At 57.8% G+C, this 23,812-nt stretch carries 27 protein-coding genes; 20 read left to right on the top strand and 7 right to left on the bottom strand.

The features are described from left to right. The first annotated feature begins 1 nt into the window (after nt 1). From CLOEV_RS10645 to CLOEV_RS10625, 5 genes are all read left to right on the top strand, one after another. Nucleotides 2-703 carry an ABC transporter ATP-binding protein gene (locus CLOEV_RS10645; protein ID WP_008712764.1) on the top strand — a complete coding sequence of 234 codons (702 nt, stop codon included), beginning with the start codon at nt 2-4 and terminating at the stop codon, nt 701-703. Continuing rightward, nucleotides 700-1,917: an ABC transporter permease gene (locus CLOEV_RS10640; protein WP_008712762.1), complete on the top strand. Its 1,218-nt coding sequence runs from the start codon at nt 700-702 to the stop codon at nt 1,915-1,917. Before CLOEV_RS10645 ends, CLOEV_RS10640 begins: the two co-directional genes overlap by 4 nt. 150 nt (nt 1,918-2,067) lie before the next feature. After that, complete coding sequence (locus CLOEV_RS10635) at nt 2,068-3,270, top strand: DUF3084 domain-containing protein (RefSeq protein ID WP_008712760.1); 1,203 nt, start codon at nt 2,068-2,070, stop codon at nt 3,268-3,270. Between the two features lie 84 nt (nt 3,271-3,354). After that, the gene (locus CLOEV_RS10630) at nt 3,355-3,606 is read left to right on the top strand and encodes a hypothetical protein (protein WP_008712758.1); all 252 of its coding nucleotides are present in this window, start codon (nt 3,355-3,357) and stop codon (nt 3,604-3,606) included. Next, nucleotides 3,590-4,015, top strand: coding sequence for a GNAT family N-acetyltransferase (locus tag CLOEV_RS10625; RefSeq protein WP_008712757.1), 426 nt, complete (start codon nt 3,590-3,592; stop codon nt 4,013-4,015). The genes CLOEV_RS10630 and CLOEV_RS10625 overlap by 17 nt, the downstream gene beginning before the upstream one ends. Before the next feature lie 39 nt (nt 4,016-4,054). Here CLOEV_RS10625 and CLOEV_RS10620 read toward each other — a convergent pair whose 3' ends face one another. After that, complete coding sequence (locus CLOEV_RS10620; RefSeq protein WP_034443609.1) at nt 4,055-4,660, bottom strand: hypothetical protein; 606 nt, start codon at nt 4,658-4,660, stop codon at nt 4,055-4,057. Between the two features lie 59 nt (nt 4,661-4,719). Between CLOEV_RS10620 and CLOEV_RS10615 the strand changes: the two genes are divergently transcribed. After that, entirely contained in the window at nt 4,720-6,216 is a 1,497-nt protein-coding gene (locus CLOEV_RS10615; protein WP_051485038.1) for a chloride channel protein, read from the top strand. 3 nt (nt 6,217-6,219) lie between these two features. Further along, entirely contained in the window at nt 6,220-6,498 is a 279-nt protein-coding gene (locus CLOEV_RS10610) for a hypothetical protein (protein WP_008712752.1), read from the top strand. 9 nt (nt 6,499-6,507) lie between these two features. Here the strand turns inward: CLOEV_RS10610 and CLOEV_RS10605 are convergent, their stop codons facing one another. After that, nucleotides 6,508-6,729, bottom strand: a complete 222-nt coding sequence (locus tag CLOEV_RS10605; protein ID WP_034445773.1) for a putative Se/S carrier protein — start codon at nt 6,727-6,729, stop codon at nt 6,508-6,510. A gap of 266 nt (nt 6,730-6,995) precedes the next feature. Here CLOEV_RS10605 and CLOEV_RS10600 point away from each other — a divergent pair, with 266 nt between their 5' ends. Both CLOEV_RS10600 and CLOEV_RS10595 read left to right on the top strand, forming a co-directional pair. Further along, nucleotides 6,996-7,424, top strand: a complete 429-nt coding sequence (locus CLOEV_RS10600; protein WP_008712748.1) for an OmpH/Skp family outer membrane protein — start codon at nt 6,996-6,998, stop codon at nt 7,422-7,424. Nucleotides 7,425-7,536: 112 nt separating this feature from the next. Beyond that, nucleotides 7,537-8,034 carry an adenosine-specific kinase gene (locus CLOEV_RS10595; protein ID WP_034443607.1) on the top strand — a complete coding sequence of 166 codons (498 nt, stop codon included), beginning with the start codon at nt 7,537-7,539 and terminating at the stop codon, nt 8,032-8,034. Between the two features lie 93 nt (nt 8,035-8,127). On the opposite strand, the gene CLOEV_RS10590 is transcribed toward CLOEV_RS10595, so the two are convergent. Further along, entirely contained in the window at nt 8,128-8,691 is a 564-nt protein-coding gene (locus CLOEV_RS10590; protein WP_008712745.1) for a flavodoxin family protein, read from the bottom strand. Nucleotides 8,692-8,811: 120 nt separating this feature from the next. Here CLOEV_RS10590 and CLOEV_RS10585 point away from each other — a divergent pair, with 120 nt between their 5' ends. After that, nucleotides 8,812-9,153 carry a winged helix-turn-helix transcriptional regulator gene (locus tag CLOEV_RS10585; protein ID WP_034443606.1) on the top strand — a complete coding sequence of 114 codons (342 nt, stop codon included), beginning with the start codon at nt 8,812-8,814 and terminating at the stop codon, nt 9,151-9,153. A gap of 8 nt (nt 9,154-9,161) precedes the next feature. Here CLOEV_RS10585 and CLOEV_RS10580 read toward each other — a convergent pair whose 3' ends face one another. Further along, complete coding sequence (locus tag CLOEV_RS10580) at nt 9,162-10,547, bottom strand: sodium:solute symporter family protein (RefSeq protein ID WP_169732222.1); 1,386 nt, start codon at nt 10,545-10,547, stop codon at nt 9,162-9,164. A 161-nt stretch (nt 10,548-10,708) separates the two neighbouring features. Between CLOEV_RS10580 and CLOEV_RS10575 the strand changes: the two genes are divergently transcribed. From CLOEV_RS10575 to radA, 6 genes are read left to right on the top strand one after another with little or no spacing between them, the layout of a single operon-like run. Next, nucleotides 10,709-11,071, top strand: coding sequence for a DRTGG domain-containing protein (locus tag CLOEV_RS10575; protein WP_008712739.1), 363 nt, complete (start codon nt 10,709-10,711; stop codon nt 11,069-11,071). Between the two features lie 3 nt (nt 11,072-11,074). After that, on the top strand, nt 11,075-11,506 hold the full coding sequence (locus CLOEV_RS10570) for an ATP-binding protein (protein ID WP_008712737.1): 432 nt from the start codon (nt 11,075-11,077) through the stop codon (nt 11,504-11,506). Between the two features lie 20 nt (nt 11,507-11,526). Further along, a complete protein-coding gene (locus CLOEV_RS10565; RefSeq protein ID WP_008712735.1) occupies nt 11,527-12,843 on the top strand; it encodes a [Fe-Fe] hydrogenase large subunit C-terminal domain-containing protein in 1,317 nt (438 codons plus the stop codon). Then, nucleotides 12,840-13,175, top strand: a complete 336-nt coding sequence (locus CLOEV_RS10560) for a hypothetical protein (RefSeq protein ID WP_008712732.1) — start codon at nt 12,840-12,842, stop codon at nt 13,173-13,175. The genes CLOEV_RS10565 and CLOEV_RS10560 overlap by 4 nt, the downstream gene beginning before the upstream one ends. A 4-nt stretch (nt 13,176-13,179) precedes the next feature. Then, nucleotides 13,180-13,929: a PHP domain-containing protein gene (locus CLOEV_RS10555; RefSeq protein ID WP_034443604.1), complete on the top strand. Its 750-nt coding sequence runs from the start codon at nt 13,180-13,182 to the stop codon at nt 13,927-13,929. Nucleotides 13,930-13,936: 7 nt separating this feature from the next. Next, the gene (gene radA, locus CLOEV_RS10550; RefSeq protein ID WP_034443602.1) at nt 13,937-15,289 is read left to right on the top strand and encodes a DNA repair protein RadA; all 1,353 of its coding nucleotides are present in this window, start codon (nt 13,937-13,939) and stop codon (nt 15,287-15,289) included. 107 nt (nt 15,290-15,396) lie between these two features. On the opposite strand, the gene metA is transcribed toward radA, so the two are convergent. The 3 genes from metA to CLOEV_RS10535 all read right to left on the bottom strand — a co-directional run bounded on the left by metA (nt 15,397) and on the right by CLOEV_RS10535 (nt 19,085). After that, nucleotides 15,397-16,344, bottom strand: coding sequence for a homoserine O-acetyltransferase MetA (metA, locus tag CLOEV_RS10545; protein ID WP_034443600.1), 948 nt, complete (start codon nt 16,342-16,344; stop codon nt 15,397-15,399). After that, a complete protein-coding gene (locus tag CLOEV_RS10540; RefSeq protein ID WP_034443598.1) occupies nt 16,334-17,638 on the bottom strand; it encodes an O-acetylhomoserine aminocarboxypropyltransferase/cysteine synthase family protein in 1,305 nt (434 codons plus the stop codon). Before CLOEV_RS10540 ends, metA begins: the two co-directional genes overlap by 11 nt. A 283-nt stretch (nt 17,639-17,921) precedes the next feature. Then, on the bottom strand, nt 17,922-19,085 hold the full coding sequence (locus CLOEV_RS10535; RefSeq protein ID WP_034443596.1) for a pyridoxal phosphate-dependent aminotransferase: 1,164 nt from the start codon (nt 19,083-19,085) through the stop codon (nt 17,922-17,924). 267 nt (nt 19,086-19,352) lie between these two features. Between CLOEV_RS10535 and hpf the strand changes: the two genes are divergently transcribed. The 4 genes from hpf to pepT all read left to right on the top strand — a co-directional run bounded on the left by hpf (nt 19,353) and on the right by pepT (nt 23,758). Next, entirely contained in the window at nt 19,353-19,898 is a 546-nt protein-coding gene (hpf, locus tag CLOEV_RS10530; protein ID WP_008712719.1) for a ribosome hibernation-promoting factor, HPF/YfiA family, read from the top strand. Nucleotides 19,899-20,020: 122 nt separating this feature from the next. Further along, a complete protein-coding gene (locus CLOEV_RS10525; RefSeq protein WP_008712717.1) occupies nt 20,021-21,985 on the top strand; it encodes an ATP-dependent helicase in 1,965 nt (654 codons plus the stop codon). After that, entirely contained in the window at nt 21,945-22,532 is a 588-nt protein-coding gene (locus CLOEV_RS10520; RefSeq protein WP_051485036.1) for a dephospho-CoA kinase, read from the top strand. The genes CLOEV_RS10525 and CLOEV_RS10520 overlap by 41 nt, the downstream gene beginning before the upstream one ends. After that, nucleotides 22,529-23,758, top strand: a complete 1,230-nt coding sequence (gene pepT / locus CLOEV_RS10515) for a peptidase T (protein WP_034443594.1) — start codon at nt 22,529-22,531, stop codon at nt 23,756-23,758. The genes CLOEV_RS10520 and pepT overlap by 4 nt, the downstream gene beginning before the upstream one ends. Nucleotides 23,759-23,812 lie beyond the last annotated feature (54 nt).

Here is a 23,812-nt window from a genome sequence, read left to right as displayed (position 1 = left end):
GATGGCGCTCGTCGAGCTCAGGAATATAAAAAAGAGCTTTACGCTGGGCGCGGAAGAGGTAGAAATACTTCACGGCGTGGACCTCAGCGTCGAAAAGGGCGAGTTCGTCGCGATGATGGGCCCCTCCGGCTCGGGAAAATCTACGACGATGAACATCCTCGGCTGTCTTGACCGCCCGACCGGCGGGGAATATTTCCTGGACGGCGTCAACGTCGAGGGGATGGGGAGCGACGAACTGGCTCACATCAGAAACAGGATGATCGGCTTCGTCTTTCAGGGATTCAACCTGCTGGCCAAGACGACGGCGCTGGAAAACGTCGAGCTGCCCCTGCTGTATGCGGGAGTGCCGCGCGCGGAGCGTCATGAAAAGGCTAAAGAGGCGCTGATAGAGATGGGGCTGCATGACCGTCTCTATCACGAACCATCGCAGCTCTCCGGCGGGCAGCAGCAGCGCGTGGCGATCGCGCGCGGCATCGTCAACCGCGCGCCGATCCTGATGGCGGACGAACCGACGGGCAACCTCGATTCAAAGACGAGCGACGAGATCATGGCGCTCTTTCGCCGCCTCAACGACGACGGGATGACGATAATATTAGTTACGCATGAATACGACGTCGCCCTGTACGCGAAGAGGATACTTCACTTTCGCGACGGCGTCATCATGAAAGACGAAATAAACGAAAAAAGGAGGGAGGTCGCATGATCGCCGTATCAGAAGTCTTCTCCGCATCGCTGACGGCGCTGCGCCGCAACAAAACGCGCTCCATGCTGACGGCGCTCGGCATCATCATCGGCGTCGCCGCCGTCATCGCGGCCTTCGCGGTGGGCGCTGGGGCCAACAAGAGCATCGACGAGCAGATATCCTCCTTCGGCAGCAACTTCATCATGGTCTTCCCCGACCGGCCCGGGCGTTCGACGACGGGCGTCACGCGCTACCTAACCTACGACGACGCCCAGGCGATCGAAAAAGAGGTCTCCGGCGTGGACGCCGTGGCGCCGATGATAAACATGTCCGCCACGCTCATCTACGAAAACACGAACTGGAGTTCGAGCGTCGTCGGCAGCACCAAGGAATACTCATACGTGCAGGAATGGAACGTCGAATCGGGGCGCGACATAAACGCGAGCGACGTGCGCCAGGGCGCCAAGGTGGCCGTCGTCGGCAAGACGGTCGTGGACAAGCTGTTTTCCGGGGAAAACCCAGTGGGAAAGGCGATAAGGATAAACAAGATCCCCTTCACGGTGGTCGGAGTCTTCGAGACGAAGGGGCTCTCCGCGATGGGCAGCGACCAGGATGACTTCGTCCTCGTGCCGCTGACCGCGGCGCAGAGGAGGCTCGTGCGCTGGAAGACGGCGGGGCGCATCGGAAACATATACATAAAGGGCGTCTCTATGGAGGCCCTTTCCTATATACAGAACGAGACCGAGGCGCTCCTGCGCGAACGCCACCGGATAAAGCCAGGCGACGCCGACGACTTCGCGGTGCGCAACGTATCGCAGATGCTTGAGGCGCGCCGCAAGACGACGACCATAATGTCGATGCTCCTCGGCTCGATCGCGTTCATCTCGCTCGTCGTCGGCGGCATCGGGATCATGAACATCATGCTCGTATCGGTGACGGAGCGCACCAGGGAAATAGGCATCAGGATGGCGGTGGGCGCCACGGAAAAGGACATCAGGATGCAGTTCCTCATCGAGGCGGTCGTCCTCTCCATGATCGGAGGAACGATAGGCATTATGCTTGGCGTGGCGGCGGGTTACGCGCTGTCGTCCTTCACCTCCGCGCCGCCGGTCTTCACGGTGATGTCGATCGTGCTCGCCTTCTTCTTCTCGGCGATGGTCGGCGTGGGATTCGGCTACTACCCGGCCTACAAAGCCTCGCTGCTGAACCCGATAGACGCGCTCAAATACGAATAGACGGCTGGGAGAGAAAGGGGCGGGGTGAAACTGCCTCTTTCTCTCTCTTGTTATCTTGCCTGCCGCCGATTTTCATAAAAAGCATCTGGTATAATAGGACCGTATATGGTATTTAGTATACTTAAAATCTTTTAAGAGCGAGGTAACTCATTGTTTGAGATTTTTCATGACATAAACTGGATACTGCTCGGCGCGCTGATAATCGTCAGCGCTTTAGTCTCATGGGCCGGAGACGTAATAGGCATGAAACTCGGCAAAAAGCGCATCACCTTCTTAAAGCTCCGCCCTAAATATACCTCACGTATAATATCGGTGCTGACCGGCGTCGGCATCGCCATCGCGACGATATTCGTCCTCAGTACCGCCTCCGAACAGGTACGGACCGCGCTTTTCAGCATGCAGGTCATCCAGCGGCAGCTGATATCCACGAGAGAAGAACTTAAGAAAAACGAGGAATCGATGGGGCGCATGGAGATAGATCTGTTCCAGAGCAGGGGAGACCTTTCTGAAAAAGAGGAGGAGCTTCAGAAGGTCGAGGAAAAACTGGAACTCGGCATGAAGAGCCTTAACGAAGCGCGCGCGAAGCTTGCCGCGATGACGGAGATGCGCAATAAAACGGAAGCCGAACAGGCGGTGCTCCAAAAAGAAAACGACCGGCTGCTCTCCGAAAGCAAAAAACTCGAATCCTCGGTCAAAGCACTGAAGGCCGAATCCGAATCGCTGAAATCAGGGATACAGCGCCTGCGCGAGGGGCGCATCGCCGCCTTTACCGGCGAGATACTCGCCCAGGGAGTGCTGACGGATTCCATCATAACGGCGCAGCAGGTGGACCAGCATGTCGACAGACTGCGCAGCGAGGCCCGCGCGCTGCTCGCCTACCGCTTTGGCGGAAAGGACCCGGAATCCGCGAAGCTGCCGGAGGTGACGGCGGAGTCTATAGCCAAAGTCAGAGACCGGCTGACACATAACCCGGGACGCTGGCTGCTGCGCCTGACGGCGCTCGGCAACGCAGTCGAGGGGGAGGCTGTGCGGGCGCAGATAGAGGCGTACCGTTCACGCCTGATATACAAAGAGGACCAGCTGCTCTATACGCACGTCTTTGAACCGGACACGCCCCGCCATGAAATAGAAGAGACCGTATTCCAGGCGCTGAGATCGCTCAACCAGAAGGCCGCCAACGACGGCGTGCTGCGCGATCCGATCTCCGGCAACGTCGGTTCCATCGACACGGGGGAGTTTATCACGGCGCTGGACAAAATATCGCAGGTCAGGAGCAAAATAAAGCTTGAGATACTTACGGCGAGGGATATTTACAGCGAAGGCCCACTAAGGGTAAAATTCATCTTAAAGTGATCTGGGGCCGCCGGCCGCGGCGCACGGAAAATACGCAGGAGAGGCCGCCGCGGCGGAATATCTCCTAGAAAGAAGTAATTTCAAATGCTTATTTTAGCCTGTCAAAAATGCGGGGAGCTCAAAGTGCTTGCCGGTTCGCCCGATGCCAGCGGTACGGCGCGCGCCATGTGGACCTGCAGTAAATGCGGAGCCGGGCAATTGCTTGAATTGACGGTCACGAAAGATACCAGACGCGGGGACCTTCGCAAGATCATCGGCGGCATGGCGTTCGCGGCAAATCCCGATAGAAGATACGCCTTTATACGGGAAGGTATGCCCGATGAAATCAGATCCTGAATACTATTTCTACGACAGCAAGCTGGCAGTATCTCCCGCCGACCTGCAGGACCTTTACCGCTTCACCCGCTGGGGACGGAGTCGTTCCCTCGAGCAGATCGCGAAGATGCTGGAGGGAACGAGCATGTGTTTCTCGATCCGCCATAACGGCAAACTCATCGCCTTTTGCCGCGTGCTCACGGACTTCGTCTTTCGCGGTTCGTTCTGGGACATCCTTGTACACCCCGATTATCAGGGGAAAGGCATCGGCTCGCGGCTGCTTGAATACGCGCTAGGCCACCCCGCGCTGCGGAACGTCCCCGTGCTCGTCACCTACACCAGCGAGTTGACGGCCTTCATGGGCCGCCTCGGCTTTGAGCCGCGCGAAGGCCTGCTGATACTGCAGCGGCGGCCGATGGAGTATTCGTAGGGACTACGGATAATAAAACGGCGATACTCCTGCCGCCGGTTATTTGTCGCGTTTGAAAATCAATACGTAGATTGCTTCCTTTGAAATTCCCTCTGCCTTTGCCGTTATAGCCGTAAAAGGCGCGGGGCATGGTTTTTCGTGGGGGAAGGTGAAGGTGTGTTCCGCCGCCGTGTCCGAGCCGGAGGCGCCGGCGATGGCGGAACGGACGCGCTCCGCTCTTTTTGCGTCCGCCTCGTTTTCGTAAGAGATATGGCGGTCGGAATTCAATTTCAGGTTAAACTCCGCGCTTTGCGGGCTGCGGGAGTTCCAGCCGGAGGCGGCGTTTGACCTTATCATGAAATCTCCGCCCTCCGCTATTATCGTAACGGAGATGGTGTTGTTGCCCGGCATCTTCATGTGGTCCGCGACGAAATCAGCTTTGCCGAGCTCTTTTACCAGCCGCGCGAGCGTCCCGTCTTCCGAAACCGCCGCCGCCGCCGTCAGGGCCGAGCTCACCGCGAACGCCTCGCACTGGGCCTTTTCGTGTTCCACGTAAGCGCCTTTGGTCATCACGCGCCACCCGAAGAAGACGAAAGAGGCGATCACCGCCGCTGAAAATATGTATTTGGCCGTCCGTTCCGCGATACTTGAAATTTTTACACTCATGGGGCTATTATACCAGTAGTTGCCGGAACTTTATGCTAGAATACGGGGCGGTGATAATTATGGAAGATTTAAATAATAAATCGGACGCGTCAAGGGCGTCAGCCGGACCGTCCCCTGCGGAAAACTCAAAAGCTCGCCAAGGCGAACAACGGGCGGCGCGCGACGACGGTTCTATCCGAATAGATATAGAAAAGCCGGACAGCGGAAATATCGTGCGCGACGAAGTCTGGCTCATGTGCACCGTCGTCAAGTGGTGTTTTATCTCGATCGTGACGGGGATCGCCGTCGGGCTGGTCGCGGGCGGCTTTCTGCTCGCGCTGCGCCGTTCGATGGATTTCGCCGCTTCGCTCGGCGCTCTGCACTACCTGCTGCTCTTCCCCGGCCTCATCCTCAGCTATTACCTTGTGCGGATGCTCGCGCCGCAGTCCGCGGGGCACGGCACGGAGGCTGTGATCGACGCGATACATAACCGCCATCGCACGCTCATCGACGTAAAGGCCGTTCCCGTGAAGATCATCGCCACCATCGCGACGATCTCTTCCGGCGGCTCCGTCGGCATAGAGGGCCCCTGCGCGCAGATCGGTTCGGGCGTTTCTTATCTGCTTGGCCGGATATTCAACCTCGACGAATCCGATATGAAGAAGATAATCATCTGCGGCATCGCGGCCGGTTTCTGCGCCGTCTTCGGCACGCCGGTGGCGGGCGCGATCTTTGCCGTCGAGGTGCTCTTTGTCGGGCAGATATTCTATGACGTGCTCCTGCCGGCGCTCATCAGCGGCATCGTCGGCTATTTTACCGCCGCCAGCATCGGCGCCGGACACCTGCCGTCATACTTGGTGGAGATACCGCAGATCGGTCCGGGAGTGCTCGTGACGGTGCTGGCCGCGGGGATATTCTTCGGCCTCGTGGCGATAATGAATGTAGAGGGCATCCATTTTGTGAACAAGATGTTTGTCTATTATCAGATAACAGGGTGGAAGCGTCCCGTCGGCGGAGCCGTGCTGCTTCTTGCCACCGGCATTCTCTTCGGCGGCGATTTTCTCGGCCTCGGGAGCGACGTCATCCAGTCGATGATCATGGGAGAGAGGAACCTGCCTCTGGGATTTCTCATCAAGATCGCCGCGATGGGCATCACTCTGTCCGCCGGCGGCTGCGGCGGCGAAATAACGCCGACGCTATTTGTGGGAGCCTCGTCCGGCCTGCTCTTTGCAACGGTATTCGGGCTGGACCCCTCCTTCTGCAGCGCGCTCGGCGTGAGCGCCGTGCTCGCCGCGTCGACCAATACCCCGATATCGGGCACGATCCTGGCGATGGAGCTCTTCGGCGCGCATATTGCGGCTTTTGCGGGCATAGCCTGTGCGGTCTCCTATCTTGTCGTCGGGCACCGGAGCCTCTATCCTACACAGGTGCTGCTCTCTCCGAAATCGCGCACCTTCGTCATCAAAAAGACGGAGGACGGCGAGCAGCTGGTGCGGCGTTTTGACAGTATCTCGCTGCACCGTATCGCGCGCTTCTATCTGGAGAGGATAAAGGCGAAGCTCATAGAGAGGAGATAGGCTATGGACGGAGATTCGACGCGCAGGATGATAAACAGGATATTGACGGCCGTTGCGGTCGTAATGATGATGGTCTGGGCCTGGAAATTTTTCGGCCCCGGCAGCGCCCAGGTCCGCAGGGGAGGGATGGCGGCGCTGCGCGGAGCCGGAATGGATTTCGGAACGCTCTTCTGGATCTCGATCGCCGTAGTCTGCGGCGGTTACCTTCTCTGGCGTTTTCTCGGCTGGCTCTTCTGGCACAAATATTTCAAAGGCGAAAAACCGCCGGAGGACGGGGAGTAGAGGAGCTGATTATGAGGCGAGCTCGTGATACTCGGCCACCTCGATCGCCCTTTCGACGGCGATATTTTTAACATGGTCAAGCTCCCCGCAGGGGTAGCTGCAGGCGAGGCCGCAGCTTGCCGATATCTGGCGCGGCACGGGGACGATCTTTACGCTCAGCCCCTCCGCGCGGCAGGCTTTCTCAAAGAAGAGCGCCATATGTGTCGTATCGAATGTTGCAAGGCATTCCATCTTTATGATTTCCTCCCGATGTCTCATCTGGCTGATATATCCATATATTTTTACCATACTTCCTCTCTAAGATAAATAACATATCCCTTTATATTGTGCAACGCCACAAAACGAATGCTCTACCGGAAAAATGCGGGACTTGCCCGCGCGTGCCGGCCTTTTACATAATATACGTGGACTTTATGAAGAAAACAATGTAAAATACTCAGGTCAGGCAGTCAGAGGTTATTTGAAAAATACCCCTGCGAACAAGAGGAGGAAATTCAATGTTTTCAAGAAAGACAGTTTCAGTATCAATTTTGGCTGTGGCGGCCGCCCTGTTCATGGCGGGCTCTGCATTTGCGGCCGATGTGATCGGTACGATAAGCACTCAGAAGATCATGTTCCAGCATCCTAAGTTTGAGCAGGTCCAGAAGCAGCTCAAGGACATCACCGCGAGCAAGCAGAAGGAAGCCCAGACGGCGATAGACAAGGAATCGGACGATAAGAAAAAGGCTCAGATCTACCAGTCAAAGCGCCAGGAGCTTGCCAAAGAGGAACAGAAGCTTATGGAACCGCTCTTTAAGGAGATCAACCTCGCCATCAGGACCGTGGCGAACCAGAAGAAGCTTACGGTCGTCGTTGACAAGGAAGCGGTCTTCTACGGCGGCATCGATATTACGGACGCGGTGGTCGCGGAGCTTAAAAAGAAGTAAGAAAATAAGTTTTCGGCAGGCGGCGGTCTCAGCGATGGGACTGCCGCTTTTTTATGGGAAAATGCTATACTAAGGTCAGGTGTGAATAAAAAAAACTCCGGAGGTGTTTTTTATGGCTGAGAATTTGAATATAGGCATCGTGCAGGTCGAAATTCCCGAGGAGGCGAACGTCGTCGTCGGGCAGAGCCATTTTATAAAGACGGTGGAAGACCTCTACGAGGCGATGGTGACGTCCGCCCCCTGTTTGGAGTTCGGCATCGCCTTCTGCGAGGCCTCGGGGGACTGCCTCATCCGCCACGACGGCAACAACGCCGAGATGGAGGCGGCCGCGGTGGAGAACGCGAAGAAGATAAACGCCGGGCACGTATTTATAATCGTGATGCGCAAGGGTTATCCCATCAACGTGCTGAACAGGATCAAAGATACGCAGGAGGTCTGCCGCATCTTCGCCGCGACGGCGAATCCGCTGCAGCTGCTGATCGCCGAGAGCGGGCAGGGACGCGGCGTGATCGGCGTGATCGACGGTTTTACGACGAAGGGCGTCGAGGATGAAAAGGGACAGGCCTGGCGCAAGATGCTGCTGAGGGATATCATCGGATACAAGAGGTAAAGGGCGCCTCGCGCGGCGCGCGCCGCCGCGGATAAAGAAGGACGCCGGCCCCGCCGTCATTGCCGTGGGACCGGCGTTCCTGTAAAGATGCGCCTACAAGTTTCCGCCGAGCTCCTTTGCCGCTTCGAGCCAGGCCGTTCCCTTTTCCGCCATTTCGCCGCGCGTGTATATCCCGTGGGCGCAGACCTCACCGGCGTTTTCCCAGCCCAGATAGTCGGCCGTCAGGCGGTATGTCGCCCGCAGGCCGTCGAAAACCCCGGCTTCGTCGTCTCCCGCGGCCGCGAGTAGCACGGCCTTTTTCTTCCCCAATTCTCGGGGGGCCGCTTTTGCTCCGAAGGGCAGCAGACGGTCAAATGCCGGCTTGATCTGCGACGACCAGGAAAAGTAATAAAGCGGTGAGACAAAGGCGACTACGTCAGCGGCCTCTATATCCTCATAGACCTTATCCATGTCGTCACGCTGAATGCAGGGGCTTCCCGTGCTCCAGCAGCGGCGGCAGTCCAGGCATCCTTTGAGCGTCATTCCCGCGAGGCGGACCTTTCTCACCTCATAACCCTTTTCCGCCGCGCCCGCCGCGAGGGCGTCGGCCAGCGTTTCGGAGTTGCCCTCTTTTCTCGGGCTTCCCAGCAGCATCGTCAGCACTTTTTTCTCTCCCATTGTCTGTTCCTCCTAAAATTTATTTTTTGTTTTGTCTCTTTTGATAAAAGTCTATATAATTATAGCGGCAAAGACAAGAACGCAATATTTTTTCAGTTACTATACAAAAGGTGAGTGCTTATGGCTGTAAACAGAAACTGTGTCGCGCAGGGAGAGATGCTGAAGGATACGTATTTTGGCCATACGCTCTCCATCCTTGGCGGGAAGCATAAGATGATAATCATCTACCTGATCGCGCAGAGCGGCAATAATATACGTTTCAACGAACTGCACCGCGAGATGGGCGGCGTATCTTATAAGGCGCTGAGCATGGCCCTGAAAGAGCTTGCCGCCGCCGGCACTGTGGAGCGCCGCGAGTATCCGCAGATACCGCCGAGAGTGGAGTATTCTCTAACCGAAAAGGGGCTCTCCCTGCTTCCGATCATGGACGCCATGTGTGCATGGGGCAGAGAACACAGCTGAAAAATCTTTTAAAGAGATAAGCGCCTCTTGCCGAGTATGGCTCCCGCCGTCACGCACAGCGCCGAGGCCGCCAATCCCGCGAAGAGAGGGTCCTGCGGCAGTCCCATCACCGCCCACAGCAGCATCGCCGCTAGGCCGCCCACGCTGGAGGCGAGAGCCCACGGCGGTGAAAGCAGCCCCGGCCTGAGTACCGCGAGCACAAATGGGAAGAAGGTTCCCGCGCCGCGCAGCCCCATGCTCATGAAGCTCCATTCAAGGATCATCGAGCCGGAGCCGCCTATGCCTGAAAGCGCCGCTACTATTATCATCAATATCACGAGCCCCTGCTGTATCATGCTGTTTTTTGAGGCGTACTTCTCCGTTAACTTTTTAGGGATAAAATTTTTCGTGATATTCGTGGCGATACCGAGGATCAGCCCCGCCGCGCAGCCGACGACGGTGATGAGTACGCCGCCCCAGATCAGGCCGCCGAAAAGCGGAGGAAACGAGTCCATGATGAACCACGAGAGCACCTTGTCGGGAGCGATCTCAACGCCGCTTGCGCGTACCGACAGCCCCACCCAGGTCCCCAGAAGGCCCATCGGCGGCATCAGCACCGCGGAGGCGAATGCTCCCGCGCGGGCGGCGGCGGCGTCCTTTGCCGCGGCGAGCGCCTGTATGTAGATCTGTGTCGTGAAGACGCCGACGATCATCGAGGCAAGATATCCAAGTTCCGGAAGGATGCCGCGCCCGAATAGGTTGAACCACGGGTGAAAGCCGAGCGCCTTTGCCGTGGGGACAAATCCGCCGTGCCAGCACGCGGCCCCGGCGCAGAGCACGAGGACGATATAAAGGAGGAATATTTTCGCGGTGCCAAGGGTTGAAAAGCTCTTCATCCCGCCGGCGGCGATGAAGCCCCATATTGAGACCGCGGCGGCTATGGACGCCGCCCACGCGGGCAGCGGGAGCACCCCGCGTATCAGCGCGATGCAGGAGAGGAACTGGGCGCAGATTGAGATGAAAGTGCCTATCGAGGAGGAGACGGTGGCGGTGAAGGCGATCGCCGTGCCGCAGCCCGAACCGCCGTAGTTTCTTTCAAGGTAATCGGCGATCGTCGTGACCTCCGAGCTGCGCAGCGGCACCGCGAAGCGCAGGCCGAGAAGCAGGCAGCCGATGCCGCCGCCGAGGGTGAACCACCAGGCCGTCATGCCGTAGCTGTAGGCCATCTGTACTGTCCCGACCGTAGAGGCGCCGCCGACGAGCGCTCCGAGCAGAATGCCCGTCACGCCGGCCGCTCCGGCTTTGCGTCCGCCGAGGCTGTAATCCTTTTTACCGCCGCCTCTGCTGCCGATCACAACGCCGGACCCGACAAAGAGCGCCAGCAGAGCGAAGGCCGAAATATAAAATAAGAACACAAAAATCACTTCCTCTTCGATTTCGTCCATATATTACAACATTTATTGCCAATAGTAACGGCTATGCGCACTTGTTTTTCTCCCCTCTCTTTGTTATTCTTTACACAAGGAGTTTGCAACACATCAAAACATACAAATAAAGTTCTCAGGGGGCAGTGAAGATGACTTTACATGAACTGGCGTCATTTCTTGATGCTAAGAATATTTCAACATCGGACGATCTGAACAATATTGTGGTAAATAACGCCTACGCCTGTGACCTTATGAGCGATGTGCTCGCCTTCTGCACGCCCGGCTCGCTTCTTTTGACCGGGCTGACGAACGTGCAGATCGTGCGCACCGCGCAGATGCTCGACATTCCCGCCATCATATTCGTGCGCGGAAAGGTCCCGCTGGAAGAGACGGTCCAGCTTGCAAAAGACAACGGGATCCCTATTCTCCTTACAAGATACAGCATGTTTGAATCTTGCGGCATCCTCTTTGCGAAGGGTATGAAACCGAGCATACAGATTCAGGAGATGTAAGGCATGGGAGCCCCTGTCTGTCTTGAATACAGAATTGAGGGGAATGATTTTATGGTTGCCGGCGCAGCCTCTAATAATATAAAAAACACCCTCAAAATGTTAGGTATAGCTTCCGATATATGCCGGCGCGTCGCGATAATCACCTACGAGGCTGAGATAAACCTTGTGATCCACGCGGGCGGCGGCATGCTGCAGGCGCTGATATCGGAAGACCACGTGGATCTGGTGATAAGGGACGAAGGCCCCGGGATCGCCGATATAAATAAGGCGATGACCGAAGGCTACAGCACCGCGACGGAACAGGCACGCGAGATGGGTTTCGGGGCAGGCATGGGCCTGCCGAATATAAAGCGCAACAGCGATACCTTTGACATAGAATCAGAGGTAGGCAAAGGGACCACACTTAGGAGCACGGTCTTTTTTAATAAAAATTAAAGGCAAAGGGGTGAGCGCCAATGCTCCACAGCGTCAAAATCTCCAGGGAGGCATGTCAGGGATGCGTAAACTGCATCAGGGTGTGCCCCGCCGAAGCTATCCGAATCGTTGACGGTGAGATCAGCATCATCGGAGAGCTGTGCATCGATTGCGGCGAATGCCTGCGTTCCTGCCACCGGCAGGCGCTCGGCATTGAAGAGGATGACTGGAATCGCATAAAGGAATCGTCGAGGGTCTCGCTGGTCCCCGACCCGGTCTTTTTCTCGCAGTTCAGCCATTATATGAATCCGTCTCAGCTTGAAGAGGTGCTCTCTTCTCTTGATTTCAACGTCCTTATTGATGAGGTTGAAGAGGCATTCGACCTCTGCGCCTACGCGAGCGCCCAAATGATCGCGCGTACTCCCGCGTCGTCTCTTCCTCTGATATCATGTTACTGTCCCTCGGTGCTGAGGCTCATACAGTCACGTTTCCCGGAACTGCTTTCGAGAGTAGTCCACGTATGTTCTCCGCTTGAGCTGGGGGCGGACCTCTGGCGCATGAGGACGAACAGCAGCGTGCCGGTGACCCTGCTGGCCCCCTGCTCATCAAAGATCACGATGATCAGAGAGCCGCAGGGACGCGAGCGTTCTCCGATAAACCACGCCGTCACGGTGCGCAGGGTGGCGCGCAGCATTATGGCGAGCAATGTTACGCCGGCTTCCGTCCAAACGCTGAAAACGCGCAACAACCGTTGGGTACAGTGGGCGCGCCGCGGCGGGGAGGCCCGCCATATACAGTCGTTCTCCGAAAAAAAACTTACGATGCTTGCCGTCTCCGGTATGCGGAACACGATAGACGTGCTGCAGGAGCTTGAACTCGGCCGGCTGCGTTCGGTGGACTTCATCGAATGCCGCGTCTGCGACACCGGCTGCGTCGGCGGTATCGGCACGGCCGATTCGCGTTTCCTCGCCAACCTCAGGCTGAATAATATGAGCACAGACTGGGAGATAACGCCGAAGGACCTGCGCCGCGTAGAGGAACTTTACGCGATGGATTTCTGGTCGATCACCAAAGAATACCTGCCGCGCCCGCGCCTGCCGCTCTCCGACAACGTGGCTGACGCGATGGTCAAACTCCAGCAGATGAAAGAGATATATTCGGGGCTGCCGCATATCGACTGCGGCTCCTGCGGGCGGCCCTCCTGCCAGGCGATGGCGGAGGAGATCGTGCGCGGTCATGGCTCAGTCACGGATTGCATCTTCAAACTTCGCGAGGGCATCGCCTCGCTGGCGAACAAGATCGTGGTCCTTTCCGAATCACAGCCTCAGACATTGAAGAGAAAGGGTGGAGCGAATTGACGATAGACGATATCTGCGCCGCGCTGGGAGGAGAACTCCAGTGCCGGGGGGATGGCGGACGTGATGTCACGGAGGCGATAGCGGGAGACCTGCTGAGCTTTATAATGGGCGTAGCCCGTGAGGGAGCCGTCTGGGTGACGATACAGGCGCATCTGAATGTCGCCGCCGTCGCGGTGCTTAAGGACCTGCCGCTGATAATCATCGCTGCGGGCCGCCGCGCGCCGGAAGATCTCATCGAACGCTGCAAAACAGAAAACATAGCGATACTCTCCGTTCAGGAGAGCCTTTACGAGATCTGCGCGAAGCTGAGCGCGTTGGGGGTAAAGGGATAACGCCTTGCTGAAACCCTTTTGGGTGGACCTTCATATACATACGCTGCTCTCCCCCTGCGGAGAGCTCGAAATGGGGGCTCCGGAGATAGTCGAACGGGCGCGCGAGGCCGGACTGGATGTCATCGGCATCGCCGACCACAACACCTGCGAGAACTTTCCCGGCATCCATGAGGCCGCCGCCGGCGTGCCCGTCGTGCTTCCCTGCATCGAGACCCAAAGCGCGGAAGACATCCACATACTCTGCGTCTTTCCCGATTACGAAACGGCGGCAGGCTACAAAGAGTGGCTCTGGCGGCGCATTCGCCCGATCCCGAACGACGTCGAGCATTTTGGCTATCAGATCGTGGTTGACGCGAACAACGAAATAGTGAAGGAAGAGGAGACACTGCTCATCCAGGGCGCGGGCTATGAAGTCGACCAGATCGTCAGCAAAACGAAGGAGGTGGGGGGCATCCCCATCCTTGCCCATGTTGACCGTCCAGCCTTCTCATATCCGGCGGCGCTGGGACCGATGCCCGACGATTATCCGGCGGAGGCCTTCGAGCTCTCCAGCCGCCTCGATCACGAGGAGGCGCAAAAGTGGCGCGAGCGGTATCCCGGACGCACCTTTATAAGGTCCTCCGATTCGCACACACTTGAGACGATGTCGCGCGCCAACTGTACAAAAATGATGCTCGAAGAGCCTACCTTCGATGAGATAAAAAAAGCTATACGCGGAGAGGACGGACGGCGCATCTCGTGGCCGTGGGGCTGATATAAAAATGGCAAAAAAAGAGATAAACAGTTACAAGTGCTCCGAATGCGGGTACCGCAGTACGACGATGATCGGGCGCTGCCCCAAATGCGGCTCATGGGGCACGATGGAGGACGATACGCCGATACAGACCTCGAAAGCCGGCCTTGTGACGGCGGCGAGGCCCGCCGTGCCGATCTCCGGCCTCGAAGTCGAAGAACAGGAGCGCATACCATCCGGCATCGAGGAGCTTGACCGCGTACTTGGCGGCGGCTGGGTGCAGGGCGGCGTCACGCTGCTCGGCGGCGAGCCGGGGGTGGGGAAGTCCACCCTTCTGCTGCAGGTCTGCGCTGAAATGGCGAAACGCGGCGGCCGCGTGCTGTACATCTCGGGAGAGGAATCCTCGGGCCAGCTCGCGCTGCGCGGACGGCGGCTCGGGCTCATGACGCAGGGGCTGGACCTGCTCTGCGAAAGCGACCTTCCCTCCTCGCTCGCGGCGGCGGAAAACCACGGCTATAAATTTATGGTCATCGACAGCGTACAGGCCTTCCGCGCCGACAGCGAGAGCGGCTGGGCCGGCTCGCCGAACCAGGTCAAGGGGGTCGCGGCGATGGCCGTTGAAACGGCGAAACGCTGCGATATACCGACCGTGTTGGTTGGACACATAACAAAACAGGGGCAGATCGCGGGGCCGAAGCTGCTGGAACACCTTGTCGACGTGGTGCTGCTCTTCTCCGGAGAACAGAACTCCCCCAATCGCCTGCTGCGCGCGGAAAAGAACCGCTACGGCAGCACGGAGGAGCTGGGGATCTTCGAAATGTCCGAGCGGGGACTGGCGGCGGTGAACGACCCGAGCCGCCTCTACTGGAACGGCACGGACCTCGGCAGTTCGGGAGTGTCGATCGCGATGGTGCTCGAAGGATCGCGCGCCCTTGCCGCCGAGATACAGGCGCTCGGCTGCGCGACGCCCTTTCCCTATCCGAAGCGCACCGCGCGCGGCATCGACATAAGCCGCCTGCAGCTTCTCCTCGCGGTGCTGGAACGCCGCTGCGGCATCCTTTCGCGCACGAGCGACATCTATCTGAACGTCGCCGGCGGCCTGCAGCTGAAGGACCCGGCTGCCGATTTGGGGATATGCGCCTCGCTCGCCTCCGCCGTCACCGATATCGAGCTCCCCTCCGACGTCTGCTTCATCGGCGAGGTCGGCCTCGCGGGAGAGGTCCGCCCCGCCGGACGCACGCTGATGCGCGTGAAAGAGGCGGCCCGGCTCGGTTTCAAACGGGCCGTGATAAGCCGCCGCACGCCGAAAGAGAGCTATCCGATAGATGTACTGAAAATATCCTCGCTGCGCGAGATCGTCGACCTGTTTTTAAAACGGTGAACATCTCTGAATAATACCTTCAGGTTGTTTTGTCCATCCGAAAACGACACCTTAAATTTTTACCGCGCGCTGGAAAAAGAGGCGGACGCGCCGGAGTCGGGCCGGGCTTAGCCCTTCAGCCACTCGTCTTCTCTAGTGGTGCCGATCGCCTCCAGTTCAAATGGTGTGTTCTGGTAGACGAAATAGTTGAGCCAGTTAATGAAGAGCAGGTTTGCGCTGCTTCTCCATGAGACGCGCGGCGGAAGGCTGTCGTCATCGTTGGGATAGTAATTTTTAGGGACTTCTATCGGCAGGCCGGCGTTTTTGTCGCGCAGGTATTCCCTTTCAAGAGTATCCGCGTCGTATTCCGTGTGTCCCATGACGAAGAACTGTTTCCCCTTTTCAGTCTTTATCGTGTAGACGCCGGCTTCCTTTGAGGAGGCAAGTATCTGTAGCTCGGGGACGGCCTCTATCTCGCTTCGCCTGACCGTCGTGTGGCGCGAGTGGGGAGCCATGAAGATGTCGTCAAAACCGCGGAAAAGCATGGAATTTTTGTAATCGACGCTGTGTTCAAAAACTCCGAAGAGCTTTTTTTCAAGCGGGTATTTTTTCACGCCGTAATGGTAGCAAAGCGCCGCCTGAGCGCCCCAGCATATATGCATCGTGCTGTAGACGTGGCTTTTGCTCCATTCCATTATCGCGCAAAGCTCGTCCCAGTATTCCACTTCGGAAAATTCAAGCAGTTCCACCGGTGCGCCAGTTATCACGAGGCCGTCGAACTTTCTATTCTTCACATCCTCAAATGTTTCATAGAACGAAAGCAGATGTTCGCGGCTGGTGTTTTTTGCCTCGTAGGTCGCAGTCTGGAGGAGCGTCAGCTCCACCTGAAGCGGCGTATTGCCGAGAAGGCGGGCGAACTGTGTCTCTGTAGCGATCTTTGTCGGCATGAGGTTCAAAAGCGCCACCTGCAGCGGACGTATGTCCTGTTTTGCGGCACGGATCTCATGCATGACGAATATGTTCTCGCCGTTCAGTGTCTGGGCCGCCGGCAGGCCGTCTGGTATTTTAATCGGCATTGCCGGTCGCTCCCTCTGTCTTTTTCAGCGCCTGCACCAGGTCGTCCCAAATGTCCTCCGGGTTTTCTATGCCGACGGAAAAGCGCACGAGCTCCGGGCCGATGCCGCACGCGGCGAGCTGCCCGTCGTCGAGCTGGCGGTGCGTGGTGCTCGCCGGGTGAAGCGCGGAGGTGCGCGCGTCGGCGACGTGGACGACGATGGCGGCGAGTTTCAGCGAGTCGAGGAATTTCATCGCGGCGGCGCGTCCGCCCTTCACTCCGAAAGAGATGACGCCGCTCTGTCCGTTGGGCAGATATTTTTTCGCGCGTTCGTGCTGGTCTGACGAAGCGAGCCCCGGATAATTGACCCACGCGACGTGCGGTTCGCTTTCAAGGCGCTTCGCTATGATGAGCGCGTTTGCGCTGTGTTTCGCGATGCGGAGGGCCAGCGTCTCGAGGCCGAGGTTGAGGATGAAGGCGGCCATCGGCTGCGGGGTGACGCCAAGGTCGCGCATCAGCTGGACGCGCGCCTTTGTGATATAGGCCGCCGCGCCGAAACTCTCCGTGTAGACTACGCCGTGGTATGACTCGTCCGGTGCGCAGAGTTCGGGATACCTGCCGGCCGCGGCCCAGTCAAACTTCCCGCCGTCAACTATGACGCCGCCCACGACGGTGGCGTGCCCATCCATATATTTTGACGTGGAGTGCGTCACGACGTCCGCGCCGAATTCAAACGGGCGGCAGAGCAGCGGCGTCGCGAAGGTGTTGTCCACGATGAGCGGGACCCTGTGCGCGTGGGCCAGTTTCGCGAAGCGTTCGATGTCAAAGACCTCAAGCGCCGGATTCGCGATCGTTTCACCGAAGACGAGGCGGGTATTTTCGTCAAAGAGGGAGGATATTTCCTCGTCCGTCATATTCTGGCTGACGAAGCGGACCTCGATGCCAAGTTTCCGGAGCGTCACGGCAAATAAATTTATCGTTCCGCCGTAGACCGCGGAGGCGCTTATGATGTTATGTCCCGCCGAGGCGATGTTGAGCACGGAAAGAAGCGTCGCCGCCTGTCCGGAGGAGGTGCACAGGGCTCCGGAGCCGCCCTCGAGAGCGGCTATCTTTGCTTCGACGGCGGCCACAGTGGGGTTTGATATGCGTGAGTACATATGTCCTTCGGTCTTGAGGTCGAATAATTCGCCCAGCTCGTCCGCGGAGGTGAATTTGTAGGTCGTGCTCTGGCAGATCGGAAGCACGCGAGGTTCTCCGTTCCCGGGAGTATAGCCGGCCTGTACGCAAAGTGTGTCAAGTTTTTTCTGATTCTGCAAAATTAATTCCTCCTTGAATTTTATAGACAACAAAAAAGGCAGCCCCCGTCTGTTTGAGGACTGCCTTTGTAAGTCTTGTTTCTGAGGCCGTTTCCCGCGGTTACAGGCGCGGAAGGCCCAGCCGGACTGCAAAGGCAGGCGCACGCATCATAACGCACATTATCATTTTATCTGTGGCCTTTGCTGTCGTCGTTGACATTACGCTTCCTCCTCCGGAAATAGTATGGTGCATTATAAACTTTAGGGAAATACCTGTCAATAAAGCTGAGGACATAGTCCTGCCCTATAGGCTTTCGAGGAATTCCTTCATCCTCGCCATACCCTCTTTTATCTGTTCCATTGAGCAGGCATAAGATAGGCGCAGGAAGCCGGGGGCGAAGAAGGCCGTGCCGGGGACCGCCGCGACAAACTTCTCGTTGAGCAGCTTTTCACAGAACTCCATGTCGTCGGGGATCGGGCATTCGCGGATGTCCACAAAGACGTAGAAAGCGCCGTCCGGCTCCTTGACCTTGACGTAGGGCATATCGCGGATGAGGTCCACAATGACGCGGCGGCGCTTCGCGAACTCGTCGCGCATCGCGTCGACGTCGGCGTCGGCCTCCTTGACGGCCCCGCAGGCCGCCCACTGCGCGATCGAGCAGGCGTTGGAGGTGAGGTGCGTCTGGAGCGTGTTCATCTTCGCGATGATCTCTTTGGGGCCGAGCGCGTAGCCGATGCGCCAGCCTGTCATCGCGTAGGCTTTGCTGACGCCGTTTATTATCAGCACGCGGTCCCTGATCCCGGGAGCGGCGTTGAGGATATTGACATGTTTTGCCGGCGCGTAGGCGAATCGCTCGTATATCTCGTCGAAGATGATCCAGAGGTCCTTTTCTTTCGCGACCTCGGCGATCATCTTCATCGTCTCTTCGGGATAGATGGCCCCCGTCGGGTTGGAGGGGGAGTTGAGGATCAGCCCCACCGTCTTCGGCCCGATCGCCGCGAGGAGGTTCTCTCTTGTGGGAAGGAGGTCTGTCCCTATCGTATCGACGACCTTTTCAACGCCGCCGGCCATGTGTATCTGTTCGACATAGCTGACCCACGCCGGAGCGAAGAGTATCACTTCGTCTCCCTCGTCTACTAGAGCCTGCAGCGCCTCGTACAGAAGGGGTTTCGCCCCGGGGGCGATGATGACCTCGGCGGGTGTGTAATCCAGACCGAAGCGCCTCTTGTAATAATTGCAGACCTCTTGGCGCAGCTCCGCGATGCCCGGGTTGAGCGTGTAGTGCGACTCGCCGCGTTCGATGGCGGCGACGGCCGCCTCGCATGCCGACTTCGGTGAGTCGTAGTCGGGCTCGCCCGCGCTGAAAGATAGGACCGGTTTGCCCTCGGCCTTCATCGTCTTGGCTCTGCCGGAGATGCTGAGAGTTGCGGAAGGTTTGATATTCAATATTTTCTTGGAAAACTTCACTTTTATGACCTCCATCCTTTAAATGACAATGTTGCCGTTTGGAAACAAGAAACACGTAAAGTCCGGATATTATAATACTAAATCATCTCTTATGTCACTATTGCCTTTTACTTATCTTGAAGTGGCCTTATGGCTAAATATAAGCCTTCTGAAATTATAACTGCGATTAATATTTACATAATTTGCACATTTGAGCCTATTTGGATATCATGCTAGAATAACATCAGTAACAGTAATATAAAGCACCATACGAATGGAGGAGTTGCTATGGAGGTACGTTTTGTCACGCGCAATGTTGAACTCCCCGGAGACATTAAGGATTATATGGAGAAGAAGCTTTTCAAGATCGAAAAGTTCTTTGACCGTATCCTGGACACTCAGGTCGCGCTCAACTACAAGAGAGGGATGAATGTGGTTGAGATCACCTCAAATGTGAATGGAGTCGTGATGCGCGGAGAGGATTACGCCCCTGACCTTCGCAAAGCCTTTGACAAGGCGCTCAAGAACATTGAACGTCAAGTGAAAAAACATAAGAGCTACCTCACAGATAAGGCCCGCATGAAGGTACAGGATATTTCCTTTGACATAGACCCAGAGCTTATCCCCGCTCCGGCGATCGAGAGAGACGAGCCTGTGCGCGAGATCGTAAAAAGAAAGAAATTCTCGGTGGACGTCATGACGCCGATCGAGGCTACGATGCAGATGGATCTGCTCGGTCACTCGTTCTTCCTCTTCAAGAACGACGAGACCGGCGCGATCAATGTCGTTTACCGCAGGGAAGAGGGCGGCTACGGGCTGCTTGAACCCAAATAAAGGCCATAAACTGTTACAGATTGGGAATCCCCTCGCAAGAGGGGATTTTTTTATCGCCTGCTCTTGACCTCAGCCCGCTGAGGCGTTAATTTAGTTTATATTTTATTAAGGACGTGTGGCTCATGGTTTGTGAAATGATAGAATCGCTCAACCCGCGCCAGCGCGAGGCCGTTACCTATTGCGACGGGCCTCAGGTCGTGCTCGCGGGCGCGGGCAGCGGCAAGACGAAGGTGCTTACGACGAAGATCGCCTACCTTATAGAGGAGCGGCATGTCCGCCCCTGGCGCATTCTCGCGCTTACCTTTACCAATAAGGCGGCGCGTGAGATGAAGAGCCGCGCCGAGGCGATACTGGACGGCAACCTGCAGGGGCTTGAGATATCTACCTTTCACGCCTACGGGCTGCGCTTCCTGCACCGTTACTCCGAGGCGCTGCAAAAGCTCGGCCATCCCTATCCCTTCGTGATATTCGACCGCGGCGACACAAAGGCGGTCGTCAAACGGGCGATGGCGGAGCTCAACATCGATCCGAAGAAACTGGAGATGTCGGCGGCGCTCGACATGATATCGCAGGCGAAGACGAAGGCGAATCCCGTTTCGCGCGAGCCGAAGATATCCGACCGCTGGCGCTCGCTTTACGACAGATACCAGGAGCAGCTCAGAACGCAGGGGGCGCTTGACTTTGACGACCTGATGGTGCTGCCGCTGCATATCCTCGCCACCAATAAAGAGGTGCTCGAGCATGAACGCTCGCGCCTTGACTGGGTGCTGGTAGACGAGTATCAGGATGTTAACCATCCGCAGTATCTTATGCTGCGCTGTCTTGTCGACGACGGGCGCAAGATCATGGTCGTCGGCGACCCCGACCAGTCCATCTACGGCTGGCGCGGCGCGGAGATGGCGATGATCCTCAACTTTGAGCGCGATTTCAAGGGATCTAAGATGACGATCCTGGATCAGAACTACCGCTCGACGGGGAACATCCTCGAAGGCGCGAACGGCGTGATCAAGAACAATGACGACCGCCACCCGAAGGACCTCTGGACCGCCGCTGAGCGCGGGCGGCTGATAAACGTGCGGCGGAGCTTTAAAGACTCCGACGAGGCGGAATGGATCGCGAAAAAGATCGAATCGCTTCATGACGACGGCTACGCCTACGGTGAAATGGCGATCCTCTACCGAATGAACGTCCTTAGCCGCGGTATGGAACAGGCGCTGCTGGAACGTTCGATACCGTACCGCGTCATCCGCGGCGTCGCTTTCTATGAGCGCGCCGAGGTGAAGGACGCCCTCTCGATGCTGCGCCTCGCCGTCAACCCGCGCGACGCCATCTCGCTCGCGCGCGTCGCCAACATCCCGACGCGCGGCCTCGGCAAAAAAAGCGTCGAGCTGCTCGGCGAGGCGATGGCGGAGCTGAAAGCCGGCAATGCCGAAGAGCTGTGGAAAGCCCTCCTCGCGAACGGCGGCGGACTCAAAGGCAAACAGGGGAGCGGCGTGAAGGCGCTCGCCTCGGATATGCTCGCGATCCTCGCTAACGAGGAAAATATCGGCGAGGCCGTGCGCACGATCATCGATTCAAACGGGTATGAAAAATACCTGCGGGAGGAATATCCCGACGATTGGGAGGAGCGCGTGGAGAACGTGATGGAAATACTCTCCATCGTCCCGCCGGAGAGCGATATCACGCAGGCGCTGACAGAGATACCGCTGATCACCGACCAGGATTCCCCGGAGGGGTTGGAAGACTCCGTCAATATGCTGACGCTGCACGCGGCGAAAGGGCTCGAATTTCCCGTAGTCTTCCTCATCGGGCTTGAAGAGGGAATATTCCCGAGCGCCCGCTCCGTCACCGGCGAAGGCGACATCGCCGAGGAACGGCGTCTCTGCTATGTGGGAATGACGCGCGCGCGGGAACAGCTTTACATCAGCTGCGCCTCGAGCCGCCTGCTCTTCGGCGGCATTCAGCGCAACCCGATGTCGCGCTTTCTCGGCGAGATACCGAAGGATGTCAAAGAATTTACAGACGACGCGCAGGGAGGCGGTTATCATGCCGACAGTAGGGCTCACGGGCGACGTTGGCGCTGGTAAGAGCACGCTCTGCAAAGAGTGGGCCGCCATGGGCGCGCATATCATAGACGCGGACAGCGTCGCGCGCGCTCTCTGGGACGATCCCGGCATACGCCGCGAGGCGGAAAAACGCTGGGGCGCGGGCTTCTTCGACGCGCCGCATAAAGAGCTGTGGGCGAAGATCGCCGCGAAGATATTCGCCGACGAAGAGGAATACCGTTTCGCCTCGCGGCTGATACACAAAAAAACGATGGAAACGATCAAGGAAATGGCGGCCGGCGCCGACGGCTGGGTCGTGGCGGAGATACCGCTGCTCTATGAGGGCGGCCACGAAAGATGGCTCGATTGCGTGGTCTACGCCGCTGCGCCCTTTGAAAAGCGCGTGGAACGCAACGCGAAGCGCCGCTGGAACGCCGAAGAGGTCTCGCGCCGCGAGAACAGGCTTTTGCCGAGCGGGGAGAAGATGGCAAGAGCCGATTTTGTGCTGGTAAACGACGGCACAGAGGAAGAGTGGCGGCAAAAGGCGCGCGGCCTCTGGCTGAAGCTTGTGGAAGGAGGAGTAAAATGAAAACATGTGAACGGCTGCTCGCCTATGCGGGCGTGGCAAGCGCCTCCGACGAAAAAAGCGAAAATTCACCGAGCGCGCCCGGAATCTGGGAGATGGCGCGCCTTCTTAAAAATGAGATGGAGGAGATGGGGCTCACGGACGTCTGCCTTGACGAGCACTGCTATCTTTACGCCTCCATTCCCGCGAATATCGCGGACGACGTCCCAGTCCTCGGCTTTATCGCCCACATGGACGTCTCGTCCGCCTCCCCCTGCGAGAATATCAGGCCGAGAGTCGTCGCCTATCGCGGCGGCGACATCGTCCTTAACGAAGAGAAAAATATCGTTATGCGGGAGGCCGACTTCCCGGTACTGCGGAATTATGTCGGCAAAAGCCTCATCGTCACAGACGGCACGACGCTGCTCGGGGCGGACGACAAGGCCGGCATCGCCGAGATCATGACGATGGCGGAGCGGCTGCTCGCCGATGATTCGATAAAACATGGCAGGATCGCGATCGCCTTTACCCCAGACGAGGAGATCGGGCGCGGCACCGAACATTTCGATCTGAAAAAATTCGGCGCGGACTTTGCCTACACCGTCGACGGCGGCGGGTTCGGTGAAATATCCTGCGAAAACTTCAACGCCTCGTCGGCGCGGGTAACGTTCACGGGGCGCAGCGTCCACCCGGGGACCGCGAAGAACGTCATGATAAACGCGCAGCTGCTGGCGATGGAATTTTTCGCGATGCTGCCCGCGGCGGAGCGCCCCGAAAACACGGAGGGGCGCGAGGGCTTCTTCCTCCTCGACGAAAGCGGCGGCTCCGTGGAGAGCGCATTTCAGAAATATATCCTGCGGGACCACGACGCGCGGAAACTCGCGGAGCGCGAAGAGGCGATGCGTGAGGCCGCGCGCCGCATCAATGAAAAATATGGCGAAGGGCGCGCGGAGCTCAAACTGACGCCGGGCTACCGCAACATGGCCGAGGTGATCGAAAGACATCCCTTCATGGTCGAGATCGCGAAGGAGGCCGTCAGAGCGGCGGGCGGCGAGCCCTTCATCGTCCCGATACGCGGCGGCACGGACGGCGCGAACCTCTCCTTCATGGGGCTGCCCTGCCCCAATCTCGGAACGGCGAGCCACAACCATCACGGGCGGCTGGAGTTCGCATGCGTCGAAGACATGGAGAGGGTCGTTGAGATGCTGGTTGCCGTAAATCGGCGTTTATACGCGCCGTCTGCGTCATAACTTGCCCTCTGAGTGTCCTCGCCGTATGACCAATACGGCTCCGGTACTCAGAGG

It is taken from the genome of Cloacibacillus evryensis DSM 19522, assembly GCF_000585335.1.
Classification (GTDB): domain Bacteria; phylum Synergistota; class Synergistia; order Synergistales; family Synergistaceae; genus Cloacibacillus; species Cloacibacillus evryensis.
This window is presented reverse-complemented; position numbering and strand designations above follow the sequence as displayed.